The organism is Sphingopyxis sp. H050 (assembly GCF_001468265.1).
Classification (GTDB): domain Bacteria; phylum Pseudomonadota; class Alphaproteobacteria; order Sphingomonadales; family Sphingomonadaceae; genus Sphingopyxis.
Genome location: NZ_LNRZ01000011.1, coordinates 1 through 17,141, shown reverse-complemented (window position 1 = coordinate 17,141; position 17,141 = coordinate 1). Strand labels below are relative to the sequence as shown.

At 65.5% G+C, this 17,141-nt stretch carries 21 protein-coding genes; 12 read left to right on the top strand and 9 right to left on the bottom strand.

Annotation, left to right across the window (positions count from 1 at the left end):
• Positions 1-179: 179 nt before the first annotated feature.
• The 11 genes from trbB to ATE67_RS18500 are packed head-to-tail and all read left to right on the top strand — an operon-like array spanning position 180 to position 9,408.
• Positions 180-1,160: a P-type conjugative transfer ATPase TrbB gene (gene trbB / locus ATE67_RS18550; RefSeq protein WP_058818140.1), complete on the top strand. Its 981-nt coding sequence runs from the start codon at positions 180-182 to the stop codon at positions 1,158-1,160.
• Positions 1,157-1,489, top strand: coding sequence for a TrbC/VirB2 family protein (locus ATE67_RS18545; RefSeq protein WP_058818139.1), 333 nt, complete (start codon positions 1,157-1,159; stop codon positions 1,487-1,489). Before trbB ends, ATE67_RS18545 begins: the two co-directional genes overlap by 4 nt.
• Positions 1,489-1,758 (top strand): VirB3 family type IV secretion system protein, encoded by a 270-nt coding sequence (locus tag ATE67_RS18540; protein WP_058818138.1) that lies wholly within the window; start codon positions 1,489-1,491, stop codon positions 1,756-1,758. Before ATE67_RS18545 ends, ATE67_RS18540 begins: the two co-directional genes overlap by 1 nt.
• Positions 1,755-4,190: a conjugal transfer protein TrbE gene (gene trbE / locus ATE67_RS18535; RefSeq protein WP_058818137.1), complete on the top strand. Its 2,436-nt coding sequence runs from the start codon at positions 1,755-1,757 to the stop codon at positions 4,188-4,190. Before ATE67_RS18540 ends, trbE begins: the two co-directional genes overlap by 4 nt.
• Before the next feature lie 6 nt (positions 4,191-4,196).
• A complete protein-coding gene (trbJ, locus tag ATE67_RS18530) occupies positions 4,197-4,913 on the top strand; it encodes a P-type conjugative transfer protein TrbJ (RefSeq protein WP_082660511.1) in 717 nt (238 codons plus the stop codon).
• On the top strand, positions 4,843-5,166 hold the full coding sequence (gene trbK-alt, locus ATE67_RS22070; protein ID WP_331458781.1) for a putative entry exclusion protein TrbK-alt: 324 nt from the start codon (positions 4,843-4,845) through the stop codon (positions 5,164-5,166). Before trbJ ends, trbK-alt begins: the two co-directional genes overlap by 71 nt.
• A complete protein-coding gene (gene trbL, locus ATE67_RS18520) occupies positions 5,163-6,443 on the top strand; it encodes a P-type conjugative transfer protein TrbL (RefSeq protein ID WP_058818135.1) in 1,281 nt (426 codons plus the stop codon). The genes trbK-alt and trbL overlap by 4 nt, the downstream gene beginning before the upstream one ends.
• A 4-nt stretch (positions 6,444-6,447) precedes the next feature.
• The gene (gene trbF / locus ATE67_RS18515) at positions 6,448-7,131 is read left to right on the top strand and encodes a conjugal transfer protein TrbF (RefSeq protein ID WP_058818206.1); all 684 of its coding nucleotides are present in this window, start codon (positions 6,448-6,450) and stop codon (positions 7,129-7,131) included.
• Between the two features lie 17 nt (positions 7,132-7,148).
• Entirely contained in the window at positions 7,149-7,964 is an 816-nt protein-coding gene (gene trbG, locus ATE67_RS18510) for a P-type conjugative transfer protein TrbG (RefSeq protein ID WP_425442439.1), read from the top strand.
• The gene (locus ATE67_RS18505) at positions 7,961-9,190 is read left to right on the top strand and encodes a TrbI/VirB10 family protein (RefSeq protein WP_082660499.1); all 1,230 of its coding nucleotides are present in this window, start codon (positions 7,961-7,963) and stop codon (positions 9,188-9,190) included. Before trbG ends, ATE67_RS18505 begins: the two co-directional genes overlap by 4 nt.
• Entirely contained in the window at positions 9,187-9,408 is a 222-nt protein-coding gene (locus ATE67_RS18500; RefSeq protein ID WP_058818134.1) for a DUF2274 domain-containing protein, read from the top strand. The genes ATE67_RS18505 and ATE67_RS18500 overlap by 4 nt, the downstream gene beginning before the upstream one ends.
• A 27-nt stretch (positions 9,409-9,435) precedes the next feature.
• Here the strand turns inward: ATE67_RS18500 and arsH are convergent, their stop codons facing one another.
• The 7 genes from arsH to ATE67_RS18465 all read right to left on the bottom strand — a co-directional run bounded on the left by arsH (position 9,436) and on the right by ATE67_RS18465 (position 15,308).
• Complete coding sequence (gene arsH / locus ATE67_RS18495) at positions 9,436-10,191, bottom strand: arsenical resistance protein ArsH (protein WP_058818133.1); 756 nt, start codon at positions 10,189-10,191, stop codon at positions 9,436-9,438.
• Between the two features lie 5 nt (positions 10,192-10,196).
• Positions 10,197-11,261 (bottom strand): ACR3 family arsenite efflux transporter, encoded by a 1,065-nt coding sequence (gene arsB / locus ATE67_RS18490; RefSeq protein WP_058818204.1) that lies wholly within the window; start codon positions 11,259-11,261, stop codon positions 10,197-10,199.
• Positions 11,262-11,271: 10 nt separating this feature from the next.
• Complete coding sequence (gene arsC, locus ATE67_RS18485) at positions 11,272-11,703, bottom strand: arsenate reductase (glutaredoxin) (protein ID WP_058818132.1); 432 nt, start codon at positions 11,701-11,703, stop codon at positions 11,272-11,274.
• Positions 11,700-12,221 (bottom strand): arsenate reductase ArsC, encoded by a 522-nt coding sequence (locus tag ATE67_RS18480; RefSeq protein ID WP_058818131.1) that lies wholly within the window; start codon positions 12,219-12,221, stop codon positions 11,700-11,702. The genes arsC and ATE67_RS18480 overlap by 4 nt, the downstream gene beginning before the upstream one ends.
• Positions 12,222-12,252: 31 nt before the next feature.
• A complete protein-coding gene (locus ATE67_RS18475) occupies positions 12,253-12,582 on the bottom strand; it encodes an ArsR/SmtB family transcription factor (RefSeq protein ID WP_058818130.1) in 330 nt (109 codons plus the stop codon).
• A 133-nt stretch (positions 12,583-12,715) separates the two neighbouring features.
• Positions 12,716-14,668 (bottom strand): cytochrome c/FTR1 family iron permease, encoded by a 1,953-nt coding sequence (locus ATE67_RS18470; RefSeq protein WP_058818129.1) that lies wholly within the window; start codon positions 14,666-14,668, stop codon positions 12,716-12,718.
• A gap of 4 nt (positions 14,669-14,672) precedes the next feature.
• On the bottom strand, positions 14,673-15,308 hold the full coding sequence (locus tag ATE67_RS18465) for a cation diffusion facilitator family transporter (RefSeq protein ID WP_058818128.1): 636 nt from the start codon (positions 15,306-15,308) through the stop codon (positions 14,673-14,675).
• Between the two features lie 55 nt (positions 15,309-15,363).
• On the opposite strand from ATE67_RS18465, the gene ATE67_RS18460 reads away from it, so the two are divergent.
• The gene (locus ATE67_RS18460; protein WP_058818127.1) at positions 15,364-15,786 is read left to right on the top strand and encodes a MerR family transcriptional regulator; all 423 of its coding nucleotides are present in this window, start codon (positions 15,364-15,366) and stop codon (positions 15,784-15,786) included.
• A 52-nt stretch (positions 15,787-15,838) separates the two neighbouring features.
• On the opposite strand, the gene ATE67_RS18455 is transcribed toward ATE67_RS18460, so the two are convergent.
• Together ATE67_RS18455 and ATE67_RS18450 are read right to left on the bottom strand one after the other, a co-directional pair.
• The gene (locus tag ATE67_RS18455) at positions 15,839-16,444 is read right to left on the bottom strand and encodes a cation transporter (RefSeq protein ID WP_058818126.1); all 606 of its coding nucleotides are present in this window, start codon (positions 16,442-16,444) and stop codon (positions 15,839-15,841) included.
• A gap of 116 nt (positions 16,445-16,560) precedes the next feature.
• On the bottom strand, positions 16,561-17,141 hold a 581-nt coding region (locus ATE67_RS18450; protein WP_197411992.1), incomplete at its 5' end, for an efflux RND transporter permease subunit.

Below are 17,141 nucleotides of genomic sequence, written 5' to 3'. Positions count from 1 at the left end.
GAGTGATTCGCGGAGGCGCGGCCGCTCTCCCGCGATGACGGCGCCTACGCCATAGCCTGTCTTTCAACGCCACGGTGCGACGCGCTCAAAAGCTTGTTGAATTGGGGCAATCCCTGCGTCTCTTACTCGGCCCCGTCGCACGGACACTCCGGTCCGGCGCCGCGAAACGGGGTCCTCTCATGGCTGCAGAACCGATCCGGCTCGAAGCGCTAAATCGCAGCGCGCGCATGTTGCAGACCGCATTCGGAGCGGCGATCGCCGGCTGGCTTACCGACCCGCAAGTCGTCGAGATCATGCTCAATCCCGACGGCCGCCTCTGGGTCGACCGGCTCGGCGAGGGCCTCGCGGACAGCGGTACATGGCTGAGCGCGGCCGATGGCGAACGCATCATCCGCCTCGTCGCGCATCATGTCGGCGCCGAAGTTCATGCCGGAAGTCCGCGCGTATCGGCCGAACTGCCCGGCGGCGGCGAGCGGTTCGAGGGGTTGCTGCCACCCGTGGTGACCGCCCCGGCCTTCGCCATCCGCAAGCCGGCGGCAGCCGTTTTCACGCTCGACGATTATGTGGGCGCGCGAATCATGGCGCCGGCCGCCGCCGCGGCGCTGCGGCATGCGGTCGCCGACCGGCTGAACATTCTCGTCGCCGGCGGAACGGGGACAGGCAAGACGACGCTCGCCAACGCGCTGCTCGCCGAGATCGCCGGCACCGATGACCGGATCATCCTCATCGAGGATATTCGCGAGTTGCAGTGCGCCGCGCGCAATGTCGTCGCCATGCGCACCAAGGACGGGGTCGCATCGCTCACCGACCTCGTGCGCTCGTCGCTCCGCCTCCGGCCCGATCGCATTCCGATCGGCGAGGTGCGCGGCCCCGAAGCGCTCGATCTGCTGAAGGCCTGGGGAACGGGCCATCCGGGCGGGATCGGTACGATCCACGCCGGAAGCGCGCTCGGGGCGCTCCGCCGCATGGAGCAGCTCATCCAGGAGGCGGTCGTAACCGTGCCGCGCGCGCTGCTTGCCGAAACGATCGACCTTGTTGCCGTCCTCGTCCGCGATGGGACCGGCCGGCGCCTGTCCGAACTGGCGCGGGTCGAAGGGCTCGATCCCGCCACCGGCGAATATCGCCTTGTCCCGCACACACAAGAAGGAGAAAGCTCATGATCCGTGCCGCCCGGCATGGCGCCCGCCGCGCCATCCTCACCTCGACCGCGATCTTCGTCGCGATGATCGTCGCCGTCCCGGCCCATGCGGGCGGCTCGTCGATGCCCTGGGAAGCGCCGCTCCAGTCGATCCTCGAGAGCATCGAGGGTCCGGTCGCCAAGATCGTCGCGGTGATCATCATCATCGTCACCGGCCTGAGCCTTGCCTTCGGTGATACCTCGGGCGGTTTCCGCCGGCTGGTCCAGATCGTCTTCGGCCTCTCGATCGCCTTCGCCGCCTCGAGCTTCTTCCTCTCCTTCTTCTCCTTCGGCGGCGGGGCACTCGTCTGATGGGACAGGAGGCCGACATTCCGGGCTTCTTCGCGCCGGTCCACCGTGCGCTCGCCGAGCCGATCCTGCTCGGCGGCGCGCCGCGCAGCCTCGCGATCGTCAATGGCACCCTCGCCGGTGCGATCGGGCTTGGCCTTCGGCTCTGGATCGCCGGCCTCGCTCTCTGGGCGATCGGCCATGCCCTTTCGGTCTGGGCGGCGCGGCACGACCCGCAGTTCGTCGACGTCGCCCGCCGTCACCTCAAATTTCCTGTCTGGATGCGCCCATGATGAACCTCGCCGAATATCGCACCAAATCCGCTGCCCTCGCCGACTATCTTCCCTGGGTGGCGCTCGTCGCCGAGGGCGTCGTCCTCAACAAGGATGGCTCCTTCCAACGTACCGCGCGCTTTCGCGGCCCCGACCTCGACAGCGCGACCCCGGCCGAACTCGTCTCGGTGACCGCGCGGCTGAACAATGCGCTGCGGCGGCTGGGCTCGGGCTGGGCGGTCTTCGTCGAGGCGCAGCGTGTTCCCGCGATATCCTATCCGGTCTCCGATTTTCCCGACGCCGTCTCGGCGCTGGTCGATGTCGAGCGCCGCGAACAGTTCCGCGAGGAAGGCGCGCATTTCGAAAGCTTCTATTATCTGACCCTGCTCTGGATGCCGCCCGCGGAAGAGGCCGCGCGTGCGGAAGCCTGGCTTTATGAGGGGCGCTCGGAGGCGGGCGCGGATCCGAAAGAACTGCTGAAGGGCTTTGTCGACCGCAGCGGGCGGCTCCTCCATCTGATCGAAGGCTTCGTTCCCGAGGCCGAATGGCTTGGCGACGGCGAGACACTCACCTATCTCCACAGCTGCGTCTCGACCAATCGGCAACGCGTCCGCGTTCCCGAGACACCCGTCTACCTCGACGCGCTGCTGACCGACCAGCCGCTCGTCGGCGGGCTCGCGCCGCGGCTCGGCGAGCATCATCTCCGCACGCTGACGATCACCGGCTTTCCGACCGCGACCTGGCCGGGCCTGCTCGACGAGCTCAACCGGCTCGCTTTCGCCTATCGCTGGTCGACGCGCGCGATCATGCTCGACAAGACCGACGCGACGAAGCTGCTGACCAAAATCCGGCGGCAGTGGTTCGCCAAGCGCAAATCGGTCGCCGCGATCCTCAAGGAAGTGATGACCAACGAGGCGTCGGTGCTCATGGACTCGGACGCCTCGAACAAGGCGGCCGACGCCGACATGGCATTGCAGGAACTCGGCGCCGACCATGCAGGCATCGCCTATGTGACCGCGACGCTGACCGTGTGGGATCAGGATCCCGCCATCGCGGCCGAAAAACTGCGGCTCGCCGAGAAGGTCATCCAGGGCCGCGACTTCACCTGCACGGTCGAGGGCATGAACGGGGTCGACGCCTGGCTCGGGAGCCTGCCCGGTCATGTCTATGCCAATGTCCGCCAGCCCCCCATTTCGACGCTCAATCTCGCCCACCTCATACCCTTGTCAGCGGTGTGGGCGGGGGCGGAACGGGACGAGCATTTCGGTGATGCCCCCTTGCTCTATGGCAAGACCGAAGGCTCGACGCCGTTCCGCCTAACTCTTCATGTCGGCGACGTCGGCCACAGCCTCGTCGTCGGCCCGACCGGCGCCGGAAAGTCGGTGCTTCTCGCGCTGATGACACTGCAATTCCGGCGCTATGAGCATGGCCAGATCTTCGCCTTCGATTTCGGCGGCTCGATCCGCGCCGCGACGCTCGCCATGGGCGGCGACTGGCAGGATCTGGGCGGCGCCTTGCAGGATGACGGCGGCGGCGTCGCGCTGCAGCCGCTCGCGCGCATCGACGAGGCGGGCGAACGCGCGTGGGCCGCCGAATGGCTGGCCGCGCTCCTCGCGGGCGAAGGCGTCGCGGTGGATCCGGCCGCGAAGGAGCATCTCTGGTCGGCGCTGACGTCGCTGGCCACCGCGCCGGTCGTGGAGCGGACGCTGACGGGGCTCGCGGTCCTGCTGCAATCGCAGGAACTCAAACAGGCGCTGGCGCCCTATCTGGTCGGCGGACCCTGGGGACGCCTCCTCGACGCGGAGGTCGAACGCCTCGGCGACGCGCGCGTGCAAGCGCTCGAGACCGAGGGCCTCGTTGGCGCCGCCTCCGCTCCCGCCGTGCTCGCCTATCTCTTTCACCGGATCGGTCAGCGCCTCGACGGCTCGCCGACCCTGATCATCATCGACGAGGGCTGGCTTATCCTCGATAGCCCAGCCTTCGCCGCGCAACTGCGCGAATGGCTGAAAACGCTGCGCAAGAAGAATGCGAGCGTCATCTTCGCGACGCAGAGCCTCGCCGACATCGAGAGTTCGAGCATTGCGCCCGCGATCATCGAGAGCTGCCCGACGCGCATCTTCCTTCCCAATGAGCGCGCCGCCGAGCCGCAGATCGCGCGGGTCTATGAGCGCTTCGGCCTCAACGACCGGCAGATCGAGATATTGAGCCGTGCGACCCCGAAGCGTGACTATTATTGCCAGTCGCGCCGCGGGAACCGGCTGTTCGAACTGGGCCTCGGCGAGATCGCGCTCGCCTTCGCCGCCGCGTCTTCCAAGACCGATCAGATCCGCATCGGCGAACTCGTCGCCGAACATGGGAGCGATGGCTTTGCCGCCGCCTGGCTGCGTGAGCGCCGCCTCGACTGGGCGGCCGATCTTCTCGCCAATCTCGAATTTTCCACCCTGAAGGAGTGAATGACCATGAAGACCCCGATTTTCCATTGCGCCGCCGCGCTGCTTGTCACCGGGTGCGGCATCGCGGCAGCGGCAGTGTCTGTCCCGGCCGCGGCCCAGGTGGGCGGGATCGTCCACGATCCCCGCAATTACGCCCAGAACATCCTGACCGCCGCGCGCACGCTCGAGCAGATCAACAATCAGATCAAGCAGCTGCAGAATCAGGCGACGTCGCTCGCGAACGAGGCACGCAACCTGTCGGGCCTGCCGGTCTCGACGCTCGAGGAGCTGCAAGGCCAGGTCGACCGCACCCGCGCCCTGCTCGGCGAAGCGCAGCGGGTCGCTTTTGATGTCGGCGACATCCAGAAGGCGTTCGACGCGCGCTACAAGGGCGGCGCGCTGACGGGCACGCAGGCGGAAATGGTCGCCAATGCTGAGGCGCGCTGGAGCGACAGCGTCGGCGCCTTTCAGGATGCGATGAAGGTCCAGGCGGGCGTCGTCGGCAATATGGGCGATGCGCGCCGCTCGATCACGACGCTGGTGACCGCGAGCCAGTCGGCGGCCGGCGCCCTCCAGGCGGCACAGGCGGGCAATCAGCTGCTCGCGCTCCAGTCGCAGCAACTCGGTGATCTTGCCGCCGCGATCGCCGCGCAGGGGCGTGCGCAGATGCTCGATGCCGCCCGCGCGGCGGCTGCCGAGGCCGAAGGACGCGAGCGCTTCCGCCGCTTCCTCAAGGGCAATTGAGATGGGCCGGGCGGCCAGGATCGCCGGCGCGGCAGTGCTGGGCGGAATCGCCATGACGCTCGCGCTCGTCGCCGCGACCCTGCCGCCCGCGCCCCGTGCGTCCGCCCCCCAGGTCTCCGGGGCGGACGCACACCCGGCGCCGGACGATGGGCTTCGCCGCTGCCGGACCGTCACGACGGCCGACCCCGATTGCGAAGCGGCATGGGAAGCGAAGCGTCGCCGGTTTTTCGGTGAGCGGAGGAACGAGCGATGAACGACACGGGCGTGATCGACCAATTTCTGTCGGTCTTTTCGACCTATATCGATAGCGGCTTCGGGCTGCTCGGCGGCGAAGTCGGGTTCCTGTCGACGACTCTCATCGTCATCGACGTGACGATCGCCGCGCTGTTCTGGGCGTGGGGCGCCGACGAGGATGTCCTTCAGCGCCTCGTCAAGAAGACGCTCTATATTGGCGTCTTTGCGTTCATCATCGGCAACTTCCAGAGCCTGGCGACGATCATGCTCGAAAGCTTTGCCGGTCTTGGGCTGAAGGCAAGCGGCGGCGCCATGGCGATCGGCGACTTCATGCGCCCGGGCGTCGTCGCGGCGACGGGCCTTGATGCCGCCGAGCCGCTTCTTGATGCGAGCAAGGACCTCCTGGGGCCTGTCGGGCTCTTCACGAACTTCGTGCAGATCATGGTTTTGCTGATCGCCTGGGTGATCGTCGTCCTCGCCTTCTTCATCCTCGCGGTGCAGGTCTTCGTGACGATCCTCGAGTTCAAGCTCGTCACGCTCGCGGGCTTCGTGCTCATTCCCTTCGCCTTTTTCGGCCGCACCGCCTTCATGGCCGAGCGCGTCCTTGGCCACATCGTCTCCTCGGGCATCAAGGTGCTGGTGCTCGCCGTCATCACCGGGATCGGCACGACCCTCTTCGATCGCTTCATGGGTGCCCAGATTGGCGCCGAGCCCGACATCGAGCAGGTGATGGCGATCGCGCTTGGCGCGCTCACATTGCTGGGTCTCGGTATCTTCGGTCCTTCGATCGCCAATGGCATCGTCGCGGGCGGCCCCCAGCTCGGCGCAGGCGCTGCGGCCGGCACGGCCGTCGCCGCCGGCGCCACGCTCGCCGCGGGCGCGGCGGGTGCGACGCTGGCTACCGGTGCCGCCGCCAGCTTTGCGCGCGGCGCTGCAGCCGGTGCTACCCGCACTGCGGGCAGCGCGTCGGGCTCCTACGCCGCAGGCGCGGCCGGGAAGAGCGGGGCGCAGGCGGTCGGTGCGGGTCTCGCCAATGTCGCGCGCTCGGCGGCGAGCGCTGCGGCGTCCCCGCTTCGGCGTGCCGCCGAGCGGACCCGCGAGCAATTTGCGGCCGGCCGCGCGGGTCAGGCGGCGAAGGCCGGGCCGGCACCTGCTGCCGACACGCCGCCCGCCTGGGCGACCGCGATGCGGCAGCGGCAGGCGGTCGCGCAGGGCGCGATGGTCGGCGCGCAGACCCTGAAGGGCGGCGATAGCCACGGCGCCGGCTCCGCACCCGACATCAGCGAAAGGGATTGATATGATTTTCCGCAGGCCCTCCAATCATTATGGGATCTCGCCCGTCCCGGTCACGCCGCATCAGCGCGCGGCGCAGGTCTGGGACGATCGCATCGGCTCGGCGCGCGTCCAGGCGAAGAATTGGCGGCTCGCCTTTTTCGGCGCCCTGCTTCTGTCGGGCGGCCTCGCCTCGGCGCTCGTCTGGCAGTCGGTGCGCGGCACGATCACGCCCTGGGTGGTCGAGGTCGACAAGCTCGGCGAGGCAAGGGCCGTCGCGCCCGCAGACGCCGACTGGTCGCCGACCGATCCGCAGATCGCCTTCCATCTCGCGCGCTTCATCGAGCATGTCCGGTCGATTCCGGCCGACCCGATCGTGCTGCGCAAGGATTGGCTCAGCGCCTATGATTTCACCACGGCGAGCGGTGCGCAGATACTCAATGAATATGCCCGGCTGAACGATCCTTTCGCGGAGATCGGCAAGCGACAGGTCGCGGTCGATGTGTCGAGCGTGATCCGAGCCTCCAAGGATAGCTTTCGTATCGCCTGGACCGAGCGCCGCTATCAGGACGGCAGCCTTCTCGAAACGTCGCGCTGGTCGGCGATCGTCACCGTGACGGTCCAGCCGCCCCGCACCCCCGATGCCCTGCGGCGCAACCCGCTCGGAATTTTTGTCACCGCCGTAAATTGGTCGAAGGAGCTCAGCCAGTGACGCGTTTTATCTTTCTCGTGACCGCAGCCGCGCTCGCATTTCCTGCGGTCGCCGCCCCCTCCGATGTCAAAACGCAGGTCGGCCGAGCCAATGACGCGGCGCGCGTTCAGCCGGACCGTGCCACGTTCCTCAACGCGATCCAGAAATATGCCTGGGCCGACGGCGCGCTGTTCCAGATCTATACGGCGCCGGGGCAGGTCACCGACATCGCGCTCCAGGAAGGCGAGGAGCTCGTCGGACCCGGACCGGTCGCCGCCGGCGATACGGTCCGCTGGATCATCGGTGACACGCTGAGCGGCGCCGGTACGTCGCGGCGCGTTCATATTCTCGTCAAGCCGACCCGCCCCGACATCATGACGAACCTCGTTATCAACACCAACCGCCGCACCTATCATCTCGAACTGCGCGCAACGCCTGCGACCTATATGGCTGCAGTCAGCTGGTCCTACCCGGCCGATGAGCTGATCGCATTGCGAGCGGCCGAAACCGAGCGGGAGCGCGCTGCTCCCGTTGCGAGCGGCATCGACTTTGCGGCGCTCAATTTTGGTTATCGGATCAGCGGCGACAAGGTGTCCTGGCGCCCGCTGCGCATCTTCGACGACGGCCGCCAATTGTTCGTCGAGTTTGGCGACGGTATTGCCGAGGGCGATATGCCCCCGCTCTTCGTGCTCGGCGACAAGGATGGTGCGGAGCTCGTCAATTACCGCGTGAAAGGTCGGTTCCTCATCGTCGACCGCCTGTTCGAGCGCGCCGAACTGCGGCTCGGCAGCGGGCGTGGCGCGAAAAAGATACGGATCGAGCGCGACGACAAGCGCCGTCGGGGGCGGTCATGAGCGTGCCGGAACGGGAGGAGAAGGCAGAGCTGGCCACCGAACCCGGGGCTGCGGAACGCGCCGTCGCGCCGCCCAGTCCCGACGGGTTCCGGCTCGAGGGCGAAATGCCATCCGTCATGCGCCTCTCACCGCGCACGCTCGCGATCATCGGTGGTACGGCGGGCTTGGCGATCGCGGGCGCGCTGCTCTGGGCGCTGCGGACGCCGGAACCCGGCCCCCGCGAGAATGTCTATGAGACCGATCGCCCCAACCGCTCGGAGGTCATTACTGGCGCGCCTGCGGATTATGGCGCGGTTCCGAAACTCGGGCCGCCGCTTCCCGGTGACCTCGGCCGGCCGATCGTCTCGGCGCAGAAAGAGGGCGTGATGATAACGCCGCCGCCCATGGCGGCTGTTCCACCGCCGGCCGATCCACGACAGCGGGCGGTGGATCAGGCGCGTGAGCGCCGGATCCAGGAAAGCGACGCGGCGCGTTCCAGCAATCTTTTCCTGGCGAGCGGGGGAGGCAGCGCCTCGGCCAGTACCGCGGAACAACCTGCGCCGCCCGCGGTACAGGCGATCAATCCGCCGGGCGCAGAAGCCCCGGCTCGTCCCTTTCTGCGCGGAGATGGTCCGCGCCGGACAGACAGCGGCGAACGCATTGTCCCGCTCGCTTCACCCTATGTCGTGCAAGCCGGGAATATCATTCCGGCGGCGCTGATCACCGGCATTCGGTCCGATCTTCCGGGCCAGATCACAGCGCAGGTGACGCAGAATATCTATGACAGTCCGACGGGACGCATTCTCCTGATTCCCCAAGGCGCGCGCCTGGTCGGAGAATATGACAGCGAGATCGTGTCGGGGCAGAATCGCGTGCTGCTCGCGTGGGATCGGCTGACCTTTCCCGGCGGTCGCTCGATCGCACTTGGCCGGCTCCCCGGAGCGGATGCCGGCGGAATGGCGGGGCTGGCGGATCGCACCGACTATCATTGGGGCCATATGTTCAAGGCTGCGCTCATATCGACGCTGCTCGGTGTCGGCGCCGAGCTCGGAGCGGACGACGACGATCGGCTCGTTCGTGCGATCCGGTCGGGATCGCAGGATTCGATCGGTCAGACCGGCCGGCAGATCGTCGAACGGCAACTCGCTATACCGCCGACCATCACCATCCGCCCCGGTTTCGCGTTTCGGGTCATCGTGACCCGTGACCTGGTGCTGGAGCCGCTTTTCAGTGGCGAATCCCGATGAGCAAGCTGCGGCTCGGACCCATCGCCGAGGATCGGCCGGTCAAGGTCACGGTTGAACTGTCGGGAGGCATTATGCGCGATCTTGCAGACTATGCCCGCATCCATGCCAGGGCCAATGGGCTCCCCGAGCCTTTGCCGGCGGAGCGGCTGATTGCCCCGATGATCGAGCGCTTCATGAGCGGTGACCGCGAATTCGGCAAGCTGCGGCGTCGATCCTGATCGGCACCAGTTCGCGGCCACAAGACATCACGCCCCCGGCAATTTGGCCAGCTGTGCGGGTGTCAGGATAGGGGCGTTGCGATCCCTGCGCTCCGAATAGCGATCGACAAGCTGGTCGGCGTGGCCGCGCGTCAGCACGGTGAACCGCACCAGCTCCTCGGCAACATCGACAATCCGGTCATAATAGCTCGACGCCAGCATGCGGCCTGCCTCGTCGAACTCCGCATAAGCTTTGGCAACGCTCGACTGGTTGGGGATGGTGATCATCCGCATCCAGCGGCCGAGGATGCGCAGCGTGTTGACGCTGTTGAACGACTGCGATCCCGCCGAGACCTGCATCACGGCGAGAGTGCGGCCCTGCGTGGGACGCAGACCTCTATAGGCGAGCGGCAGGTGATCGATCTGCGCTTTCATTATGCCGGTGATCTGGCCGTGGCGCTCGGGGCTGCACCAGACCTGGCCATCTGACCAGAGCGAATGCTGGCGTAGTTCCTCGACCGCGGGATGATCGTCATCGGCGATGAGGTCGGGCAGTGGCAGGTCGGAAGGATCGAAGATGCGGGTCTCGCAGCCGAAAAGCTGGAGCAGACGCGCCGTTTCCTCGACAACGAGGCGCGAGTAGGAGCGCTCGCGCAGCGATCCGTACAGAAGAAGGATGCGCGGCGCGGGATCGAGCGGCCCCAGACCAAACGCCGGCTGTGCGTGGAGATATTCGGGGCTCAATGCGGGAAAATGGTCTGCGTCGGAGAGCGCGCGCAGGCGGCTGTGGGTCTGTTCTGTCATGATACTCAGACTTGTGAAGGAACGCTCGCCGGGAACCAGCGACGTCCGAGGCGGAATGCGACGCTGACGAGGAGGATGAGGACCGGCACTTCGACAAGCGGGCCGATGACCGCCGCGAAGGCGACCGGCGAGGCGAGGCCGAAGGCGGCGATCGCGACCGCGATCGCGAGCTCGAAATTATTGCCCGCGGCGGTGAAGGCGACCGCGGTCGTGCGTGGATAATCAGCCTCGATCAGCTTGCCCATCCAGAAGCTGATGAGGAACTGCACGACGAAATAGATGGTCAGCGGGATCGCGATCCGGATGACGTCGCCGGGGATGGTGACGATCTCGCCGCCCTTGAGGCTGAACATCGCGACGATGGTGAAGAGCAGTGCGACGAGGGTGATCGGCGCGATCCTCGGCAGGAAGTGCGTCTCGTACCAGTCGTTGCCCTTGGCGCTGGCGAGCCATTTGCGGGTGAGATATCCTGCCATAAACGGGATGCCGAGATAGATGAGCACCGCCTCGGCGATCGTCCAGAAGCTGACGTCGATGACGCTGCCTTCGAGGCCGAAGAGCGGCGGCAGGACCGTGAGGAAAAACCAGGCATAGACGCTGAAGAAGAGGATCTGAAAGATCGAATTGAACGCGACGAGCGCAGCGACATATTGATTGTCGCCCTTTGCGAGCTGGTTCCACACGATCACCATTGCGATGCAGCGCGCGAGACCGATCAGGATCAGGCCAGTCATATATTCAGGCTTGTCCGCGAGGAAGACGACCGCGAGCGCGAACATCAGCACCGGCCCGATGATCCAGTTCTGGATCAGCGAGATGGCTAGGACGCGCTTGTCTTCGAACACGCGCGGCAGCTCGTCATAGCGCACGCGTGCAAGCGGCGGATACATCATCAAAATGAGCCCGATGGCGATCGGGATATTCGTCGTTCCGATCGACATCGCGTCGATCGCAGCGGGGAGGTCCTTGAAAAGCGATCCCAAGAGGACGCCGAGCGCCATTGCAAGGAAGATCCAGAGTGTCAGATAGCGATCGAGGAAGGACAGGCGTTCACGCTTTGCGGCAATCATGATGATCCCCTCAGGCATGGACGCGGTTGCCGCCGGCATCGACCACCTGTTCACCGTCTTCCTTGGCGAAGGCGCCAAGCTGGCGGGCAGGGATGATGTCGAGCACCGCTTCGGACGGGCGGCAGAGCTTCACCCCGAGCGATGTGACGACGAGCGGGCGATTGATGAGGACCGGATGCGCCATCATTGCATCAATGAGTGCGCCATCGGTGAGATCGGGGTTGCCTAGGCCGAGTTCCGCATAGGGCGTGCCTTTTTCGCGGAGGAGCTCGCGCGGCGTGATACCGGCGCGCTCGATCAGCCGCTCGAGCAGGGCTCGCGACGGCGGTGTCTTCAGATATTCGACGACATGCGGTTCGATGCCGGCGTTGCGAATGAGCGCGAGCGTGTTGCGCGACGTCCCGCACTCGGGATTGTGATAGATAATGATGTCGGCGGTCATGCGCCTGTCTCCCGCTCGCCAGTCGCGCCCTCGATGCCGCCGATTTCCTTCAACCTGCGCGCCATTGCCATCTCGTCGATGCTTTCGTGCGGGAGCGCGAGGAAGAGCGAAATCCGGTTCGAGAGATAGTGCAGCGCACGTTCGAAAGCTTCGCGCTGGCCCGGGCCTTCGACCGCGGCGGGATCTTCGATCCCCCAGTGCGCGGTCATCGGCTTGCCGGGCCAGACCGGACAGGTCTCGCCGGCGGCATTGTCGCAGACGGTGAAGATGAAATCGAGTTTGGGCGCGTCCGGGCCCGAGAATTCGTCCCAGCTTTTCGAGCGCAGACCCTCGGTCTCGAACCCGAGCTCATCGAGAAGCGCGAGCGCCTGTGCATGGACCTTGCCTTTGGGAAAGCTCCCGGCGCTATAGGCACGGAACCGCCCCTGGCCCATGCGGTTCAGCAGAGCTTCGGCTAGAATCGAGCGGGCGCTGTTGCCGGTACAAAGGAACAGCACATTATAAATCTTGTCGGTCATCGACTTCTCCCTCAAGCGCTGAATGGGCCGATCAGCAGCAGGCAAGTTCGGCGAGCAGCGGCTCACACAGTTCAGCGCGTCCTTGGCAGCAGTCTTTTGCGAGGAAGAGCATCAGGCCGCGAAGTGCGTCGATATCCGCTCGTTGGATGATCTGCCGGCCGCGCTTTTCCGGTATCACCAAGCCCGCCTTCACCAGAACCGCGAGGTGCGTCGAAAAACTACTCTGATTGAGCCCCGACGCTTCGACGAGCTGTCCCGTCGATAGCCCTTCGGGCTCATTCTGGACGATCAAGCGAAAGGCATCGAGGCGGGTGGGATGCGCCAGAGCGGCGAGGGCGGACAAGGCGGCATCAATTTGCATGCATCGGGATTATCCGATATGTTCATGTCTGTCAATTTGTATCGGGAATATGCGATGGGTCGGTTCGGCGAGGCCCACAATCGGCCTATGACGCGGATGTGGGCGGGTTGGCAACCGGTCGGGTGTCGCAATTCTACGCAGACTGATTGCCGGCTTTGGCAGGCCGCCCGGCTTCGATGGCCCGGCGATTATACCAGAAGCCAAGGATTATGATGACCAGCGCGGCGGCTTGCATGAGGATGACCTGCAGCGTCGGATAGATACCCAGGAGCGTTACTCGAGGCCAGCCGCTCACGGGCGTTACCGAGAGCATGCCTGCCTCCTGCAGCGCCGCCGTTCCCTTGCCCGCCAGTACGGCGGCGAGCACCGCCATGAGGGCAGAGCTATACGAAAAGAATTTGCCGATTGGCAGCCGCTGACTGTAGCGGAGCATCGCCCAGGCGATGACGGCCAGCAGGACAAGGCCGGTCACGAAGCCGCCGAAGACAGCCCCGCCACTGCCCTGCGATGCCAGCGCCGCATAAAACAGGATGGTCTCGAACACCTCGCGATAGACGGCCAGGAAGGCGAGCCCGAACAGGAACCAGGACGAGCGTTTCGAGAGCGCCGCGCTCAGCTTTGCGTGAATATAGCGCTGCCATTGGTCGGCCTGAGACTTTCCGTGCATCCAGATGCCGACCGACAGGAGAATGACAGCCGCGAGCAAGGATCCGAAGCCCTCGGTCAATTCGCGGCTCGCCCCGCTGACTCCGATGGCATAGGTCGCGAGCGCCCAAGTCAGGCCCCCTGCGGCAAGGGCCGCAACCCAGCCGGCATGCACATAACGCAGCGCCTCCGGGCGCTCGGCCTTTCGCAGGAAGGCGACGATCGCGATGACGACGAGGAGTGCCTCCAGGCCCTCACGCAGCAAGATCGTCAGGGCGCCGACAAAGGCCGACGTGCTGCTCGCCTGTTCGGGGGCGAGCACCTGCTCGGCATCGGTGAAGAGCGTGTCGAGCGCCGAAATCTCGTGGCGTACCTCGGCGACGGGCGCGCCCTTCTGGATGGCCGCGCGCACTGCCCCCATCGCCGTCTCGATCCGCGCCATCAGGGCGCCATCACGCGACGCGAGGAGCGGTTCCAGGGGTTCGAACCCGTCGAGATAAGCGGACAACGCAAGTTCTCCGGCTTGCTGCCTCTTCCCCGCAGCATATGCAGCGAAGCTCTGCTCGAGCCGTTCCCGCGCCAGCGCCAGCGACCCAGCCCCCGACCCCGTGACGGCCTGCGGATTAGCCCTGAGATAGGCCATCACGGCGTCGGCCTCCGGTTGTCCGATCTTCGCACCGAGCGCCGCCGGCGTCATTGCCGTCAGCGTAGGCATGTCAGGCACCAGGCGGCGCACACCAGCGTCGGATTGCCAGATCCGCTCGCCCTGCGTCGTATCACGGAAAGCGAAGCGGCCGCTGTAGAAGGCGAGAGCCCAGCGATCGGCGGCAGGAAGGTCGGCGAAACTTTGCATTGCCGTGCCGTCGAGGCCTTGCTCGATCACTTGGTAAAGCCCGAAGACGCTGCGTTCGCGAGCGCGCGCAGCATCGGAAAAGGCGATCGGCGGTGGATCGAGCCTGGCTGCATCGGGGCCGCGGCCATCGCCCGACATGCCGTGGCACGATGCGCAATTCTGCCCATAGAGAGTAGCGCCCCTCGCAAGATCTGGGCTGCGCGCCGGCGCAAGTGGCACCGGATAGGCGTTGAGCAACGCCGCTGCGACCGAACGGGCCTGCCGTGCGACTTCTCGTGGGCTTTCCTTGGCGACAACGGCTGCCTTCAGCCGCTTCGCGTCAGCCACCAATTGCGCACGTGCGCCTTTGGGTGGCAGCGCTGCAATATTCGCGGCGGCCGAATCGGTGAACTCGAGCATTTCGGCATATTCTGCCTGGCTGATGACCCGGCCGTCATGTACCGCACCGCCATAGTCCACCGCGACATAATCGAGCAGGCGCCAGGTAGTCTGCACCGACGTCGTGTCGGCGCGTGCCACGGCCGGAAGCAGCACCAGCATGGCAAGCAAGATTGCCGCAGCGCGCCGAAGCGTGGAATATGCCCTCATTTTGCTATGCCTGCGAAGGGCGCAGCTCGGCGCGTGCATTGCGCACGATCTCCGTGGCCGAATGCAGGAAGAGAAGGGCGATGACGCCCGCCACCAGAAGATCGGGCCAGGCGCTGCCCGTCCAGCCGACCAATATGGCCGCGACGATGACGGCGATATTCGCGATCGCATCGTTTCGGCTGAACAGCCAGATGGCCCGCACATTGGCATCGCCGTCCCGAAATCGCGAGAGAACCAGCGCCGCGGTCACGTTCACGGCCAAGGCGACTATGCCGATGACGCCCATGAGTTCGGCTTCGGGTGGCTCGGCATTTAAGGCCCGCGCCACGGCAAAGGCAATCACTCCCAGCCCGAGCGCACCGAGGAACAGTCCCTGGGTTAGCGCGATCCGTGCACGGCTTGCAGCAGACCATCCCAGCGCCAGTAATCCCACCAAAGTGATCGAACCGTCGCCGATGAAGTCGAGCGAATCCGCTTTGAGGGCCTGACTGTTGGCGATGAAGCCGCCGATGATTTCGCACACACCGAAACCGAGGTTGAGTATCACCACGATCCAGAGCGCCCGTCGATAGGCGGGATCACGCTCGGCACGCACGGTATCGCCCGTACAGCCACAGTTACTGTCGTTGCTTTCGCTCATCGCATTGTCCTACATTCTCCAGTAGCTGTAGAAGCAAGGCATTTCTGAGGTGCATATGGGCCGTGAGGTAGGACTTCCCATCGGAGCGCTGGCGAGCCGGACGGGTACGAAGGTCAATACAATCCGCTTCTACGAGGACATCGGGCTTCTACCACCGGCGGCGCGCACCGCCTCCGGACGTCGCAGCTATGGTCCCGAGGATGTCAGGCGCCTGGCGTTTATCCGGAGTGCGAGGGGGCTGGGATTTTCGATCGACGAAATTCGTTCACTGAAAGCCCTCGCGGCAGGACCCGAGCAGGACTGCGCCGAGGTTCGCGCTCTGGCGGCGCGACATTTGCTCGACGTCGACGAGCGTCTGGAACGCATGGTGCGCCTTCGCGCAGAACTCGCCCGGATCGTCCAGCTCTGTGAGGGCGGCCGCATAGCCGATTGCCGGGTGATTGAGGCGATCGAGGCGACGCTGCCGTCCGCGGTCTAGCGGTGGTTTCCTCGCACTCATCATTCGGTCTTCACCTTGTTATTTCTCAAATTCAGGGGTCGTCGCTTGCGGCGCCGCGAGTCTCCTTTCGGGCATCGCGCAGAATTTCGATGCCGCCCTTGATGGCAATCAGCGCAGTGGCGAACCCGACGAGCAAGTCGGGCCAGTTCGTGCCGAGCCACCAGACGAGGACGCCGGCGATCAGGATGCCGCCGTTCGAAACGAAGTCGTTGAAGCTGAAGGTCGTTGCCGCACGAAGGTTGACGTCGGGATTCTGAATGCGCTGAAGCAGCTTCAGGCAGGCATAGTTCACCACCGCCGCGACCGCCGACATGATCATCATCGTAGCGCCGATCGGTTCGCTACCCTGAAAGTAGCGCCGCCCGACATCGAACAGGACGCCGGCCGCGAAGATCAATAGCATAACGCCCGACGCTGTAGCCGCGCGGGTCTTCCATTTGATGCCATGGCTTAGTGCGACAAGGCTCAGGGCATAGACCGCCGCGTCCGATAAATTGTCGAGGCCATTCGCGATGAGGGCGCTCGAATCTCCCAGCGCGCCGGTTATGAGAAAGGCGATGGCGATCGCCGCGTTCAGGAAAAGAACGATCTGGAGGGTCTGCTTTTCGCGGTCGGTGCTGCCTGTCTTGTCTATCATTTCACGCTCCTCATACCAAGCATCCCTAAAAGGAGGCGGAACCCCTCAGGGTTCCGCCCCTGTTCGCGGCCGGCCGCTTGCGCCCAAGCGCTGCAGCAAACCGTGAGGGCCTGGCTTCAGGTCGCAAGGCCGGGCTCACGCCGCGGCCCGGCGACTTCCTCTTCTTCGATCTTCGCGCTGCGACTGTGGACCATGAGGTACAGCGCGGGCAGGACGAGCAGCGTCAGGATCGTCGATGAGATGATCCCGCCGATGACCACGGTCGCCAGCGGCCGTTGCACCTCGGATCCTGCCCCGACATTGAGCGCCATCGGTACGAAGCCGAGCGACGCAACCAGCGCGGTCATCATCACCGGCCTGAGGCGGGTCAGCGCGCCCTCGCGGATTGCATCGACGAGCGCCTTTCCGCGTTCGCGAAGATCCTTGATGAAGGATAGCATCACCACGCCGTTGAGCACCGCGACCCCGGAGAGTGCGATGAACCCGACGCCCGCCGAGATGGAGAGCGGAATGTCGCGCAGCGCCAGCGCCGCGACCCCGCCCGTCAGCGCCAGCGGCACGCCCGAGAAGACGATGGCCGCATCGCGAACCGACCCGAACAGCATGAACAAGAGGCCGAAGATCAGCAGCAGAACGAGCGGCACCACGATCTGGAGGCGCTCGGTCGCCGACTGGAGCTGCTCGAACGTCCCGCCAT

Excerpts from the sequence above, each read along its gene's own strand:
- ATE67_RS18505 (WP_082660499.1), top strand. The coding sequence starts at position 7,961 with ATGAGCGTGCCGGAACGGGAGGAGAAGGCAGAGCTGGCCACCGAACCC.
- ATE67_RS18460 (WP_058818127.1), top strand. The coding sequence starts at position 15,364 with ATGGGCCGTGAGGTAGGACTTCCCATCGGAGCGCTGGCGAGCCGGACG.
- ATE67_RS18480 (WP_058818131.1), bottom strand. The coding sequence starts at position 12,221 with ATGACCGACAAGATTTATAATGTGCTGTTCCTTTGTACCGGCAACAGC.
- ATE67_RS18475 (WP_058818130.1), bottom strand. The coding sequence starts at position 12,582 with ATGCAAATTGATGCCGCCTTGTCCGCCCTCGCCGCTCTGGCGCATCCC.
- trbJ (WP_082660511.1), top strand. The coding sequence starts at position 4,197 with ATGAAGACCCCGATTTTCCATTGCGCCGCCGCGCTGCTTGTCACCGGG.
- ATE67_RS18545 (WP_058818139.1), top strand. The coding sequence starts at position 1,157 with ATGATCCGTGCCGCCCGGCATGGCGCCCGCCGCGCCATCCTCACCTCG.
- trbK-alt (WP_331458781.1), top strand. The coding sequence starts at position 4,843 with ATGCCGCCCGCGCGGCGGCTGCCGAGGCCGAAGGACGCGAGCGCTTCC.
- ATE67_RS18470 (WP_058818129.1), bottom strand. The coding sequence starts at position 14,668 with ATGAGGGCATATTCCACGCTTCGGCGCGCTGCGGCAATCTTGCTTGCC.
- ATE67_RS18540 (WP_058818138.1), top strand. The coding sequence starts at position 1,489 with ATGGGACAGGAGGCCGACATTCCGGGCTTCTTCGCGCCGGTCCACCGT.
- trbB (WP_058818140.1), top strand. The coding sequence starts at position 180 with ATGGCTGCAGAACCGATCCGGCTCGAAGCGCTAAATCGCAGCGCGCGC.
- ATE67_RS18500 (WP_058818134.1), top strand. The coding sequence starts at position 9,187 with ATGAGCAAGCTGCGGCTCGGACCCATCGCCGAGGATCGGCCGGTCAAG.
- arsC (WP_058818132.1), bottom strand. The coding sequence starts at position 11,703 with ATGACCGCCGACATCATTATCTATCACAATCCCGAGTGCGGGACGTCG.
- arsH (WP_058818133.1), bottom strand. The coding sequence starts at position 10,191 with ATGACAGAACAGACCCACAGCCGCCTGCGCGCGCTCTCCGACGCAGAC.
- trbE (WP_058818137.1), top strand. The coding sequence starts at position 1,755 with ATGATGAACCTCGCCGAATATCGCACCAAATCCGCTGCCCTCGCCGAC.
- ATE67_RS18455 (WP_058818126.1), bottom strand. The coding sequence starts at position 16,444 with ATGATAGACAAGACAGGCAGCACCGACCGCGAAAAGCAGACCCTCCAG.
- ATE67_RS18465 (WP_058818128.1), bottom strand. The coding sequence starts at position 15,308 with ATGAGCGAAAGCAACGACAGTAACTGTGGCTGTACGGGCGATACCGTG.
- trbL (WP_058818135.1), top strand. The coding sequence starts at position 5,163 with ATGAACGACACGGGCGTGATCGACCAATTTCTGTCGGTCTTTTCGACC.
- arsB (WP_058818204.1), bottom strand. The coding sequence starts at position 11,261 with ATGATTGCCGCAAAGCGTGAACGCCTGTCCTTCCTCGATCGCTATCTG.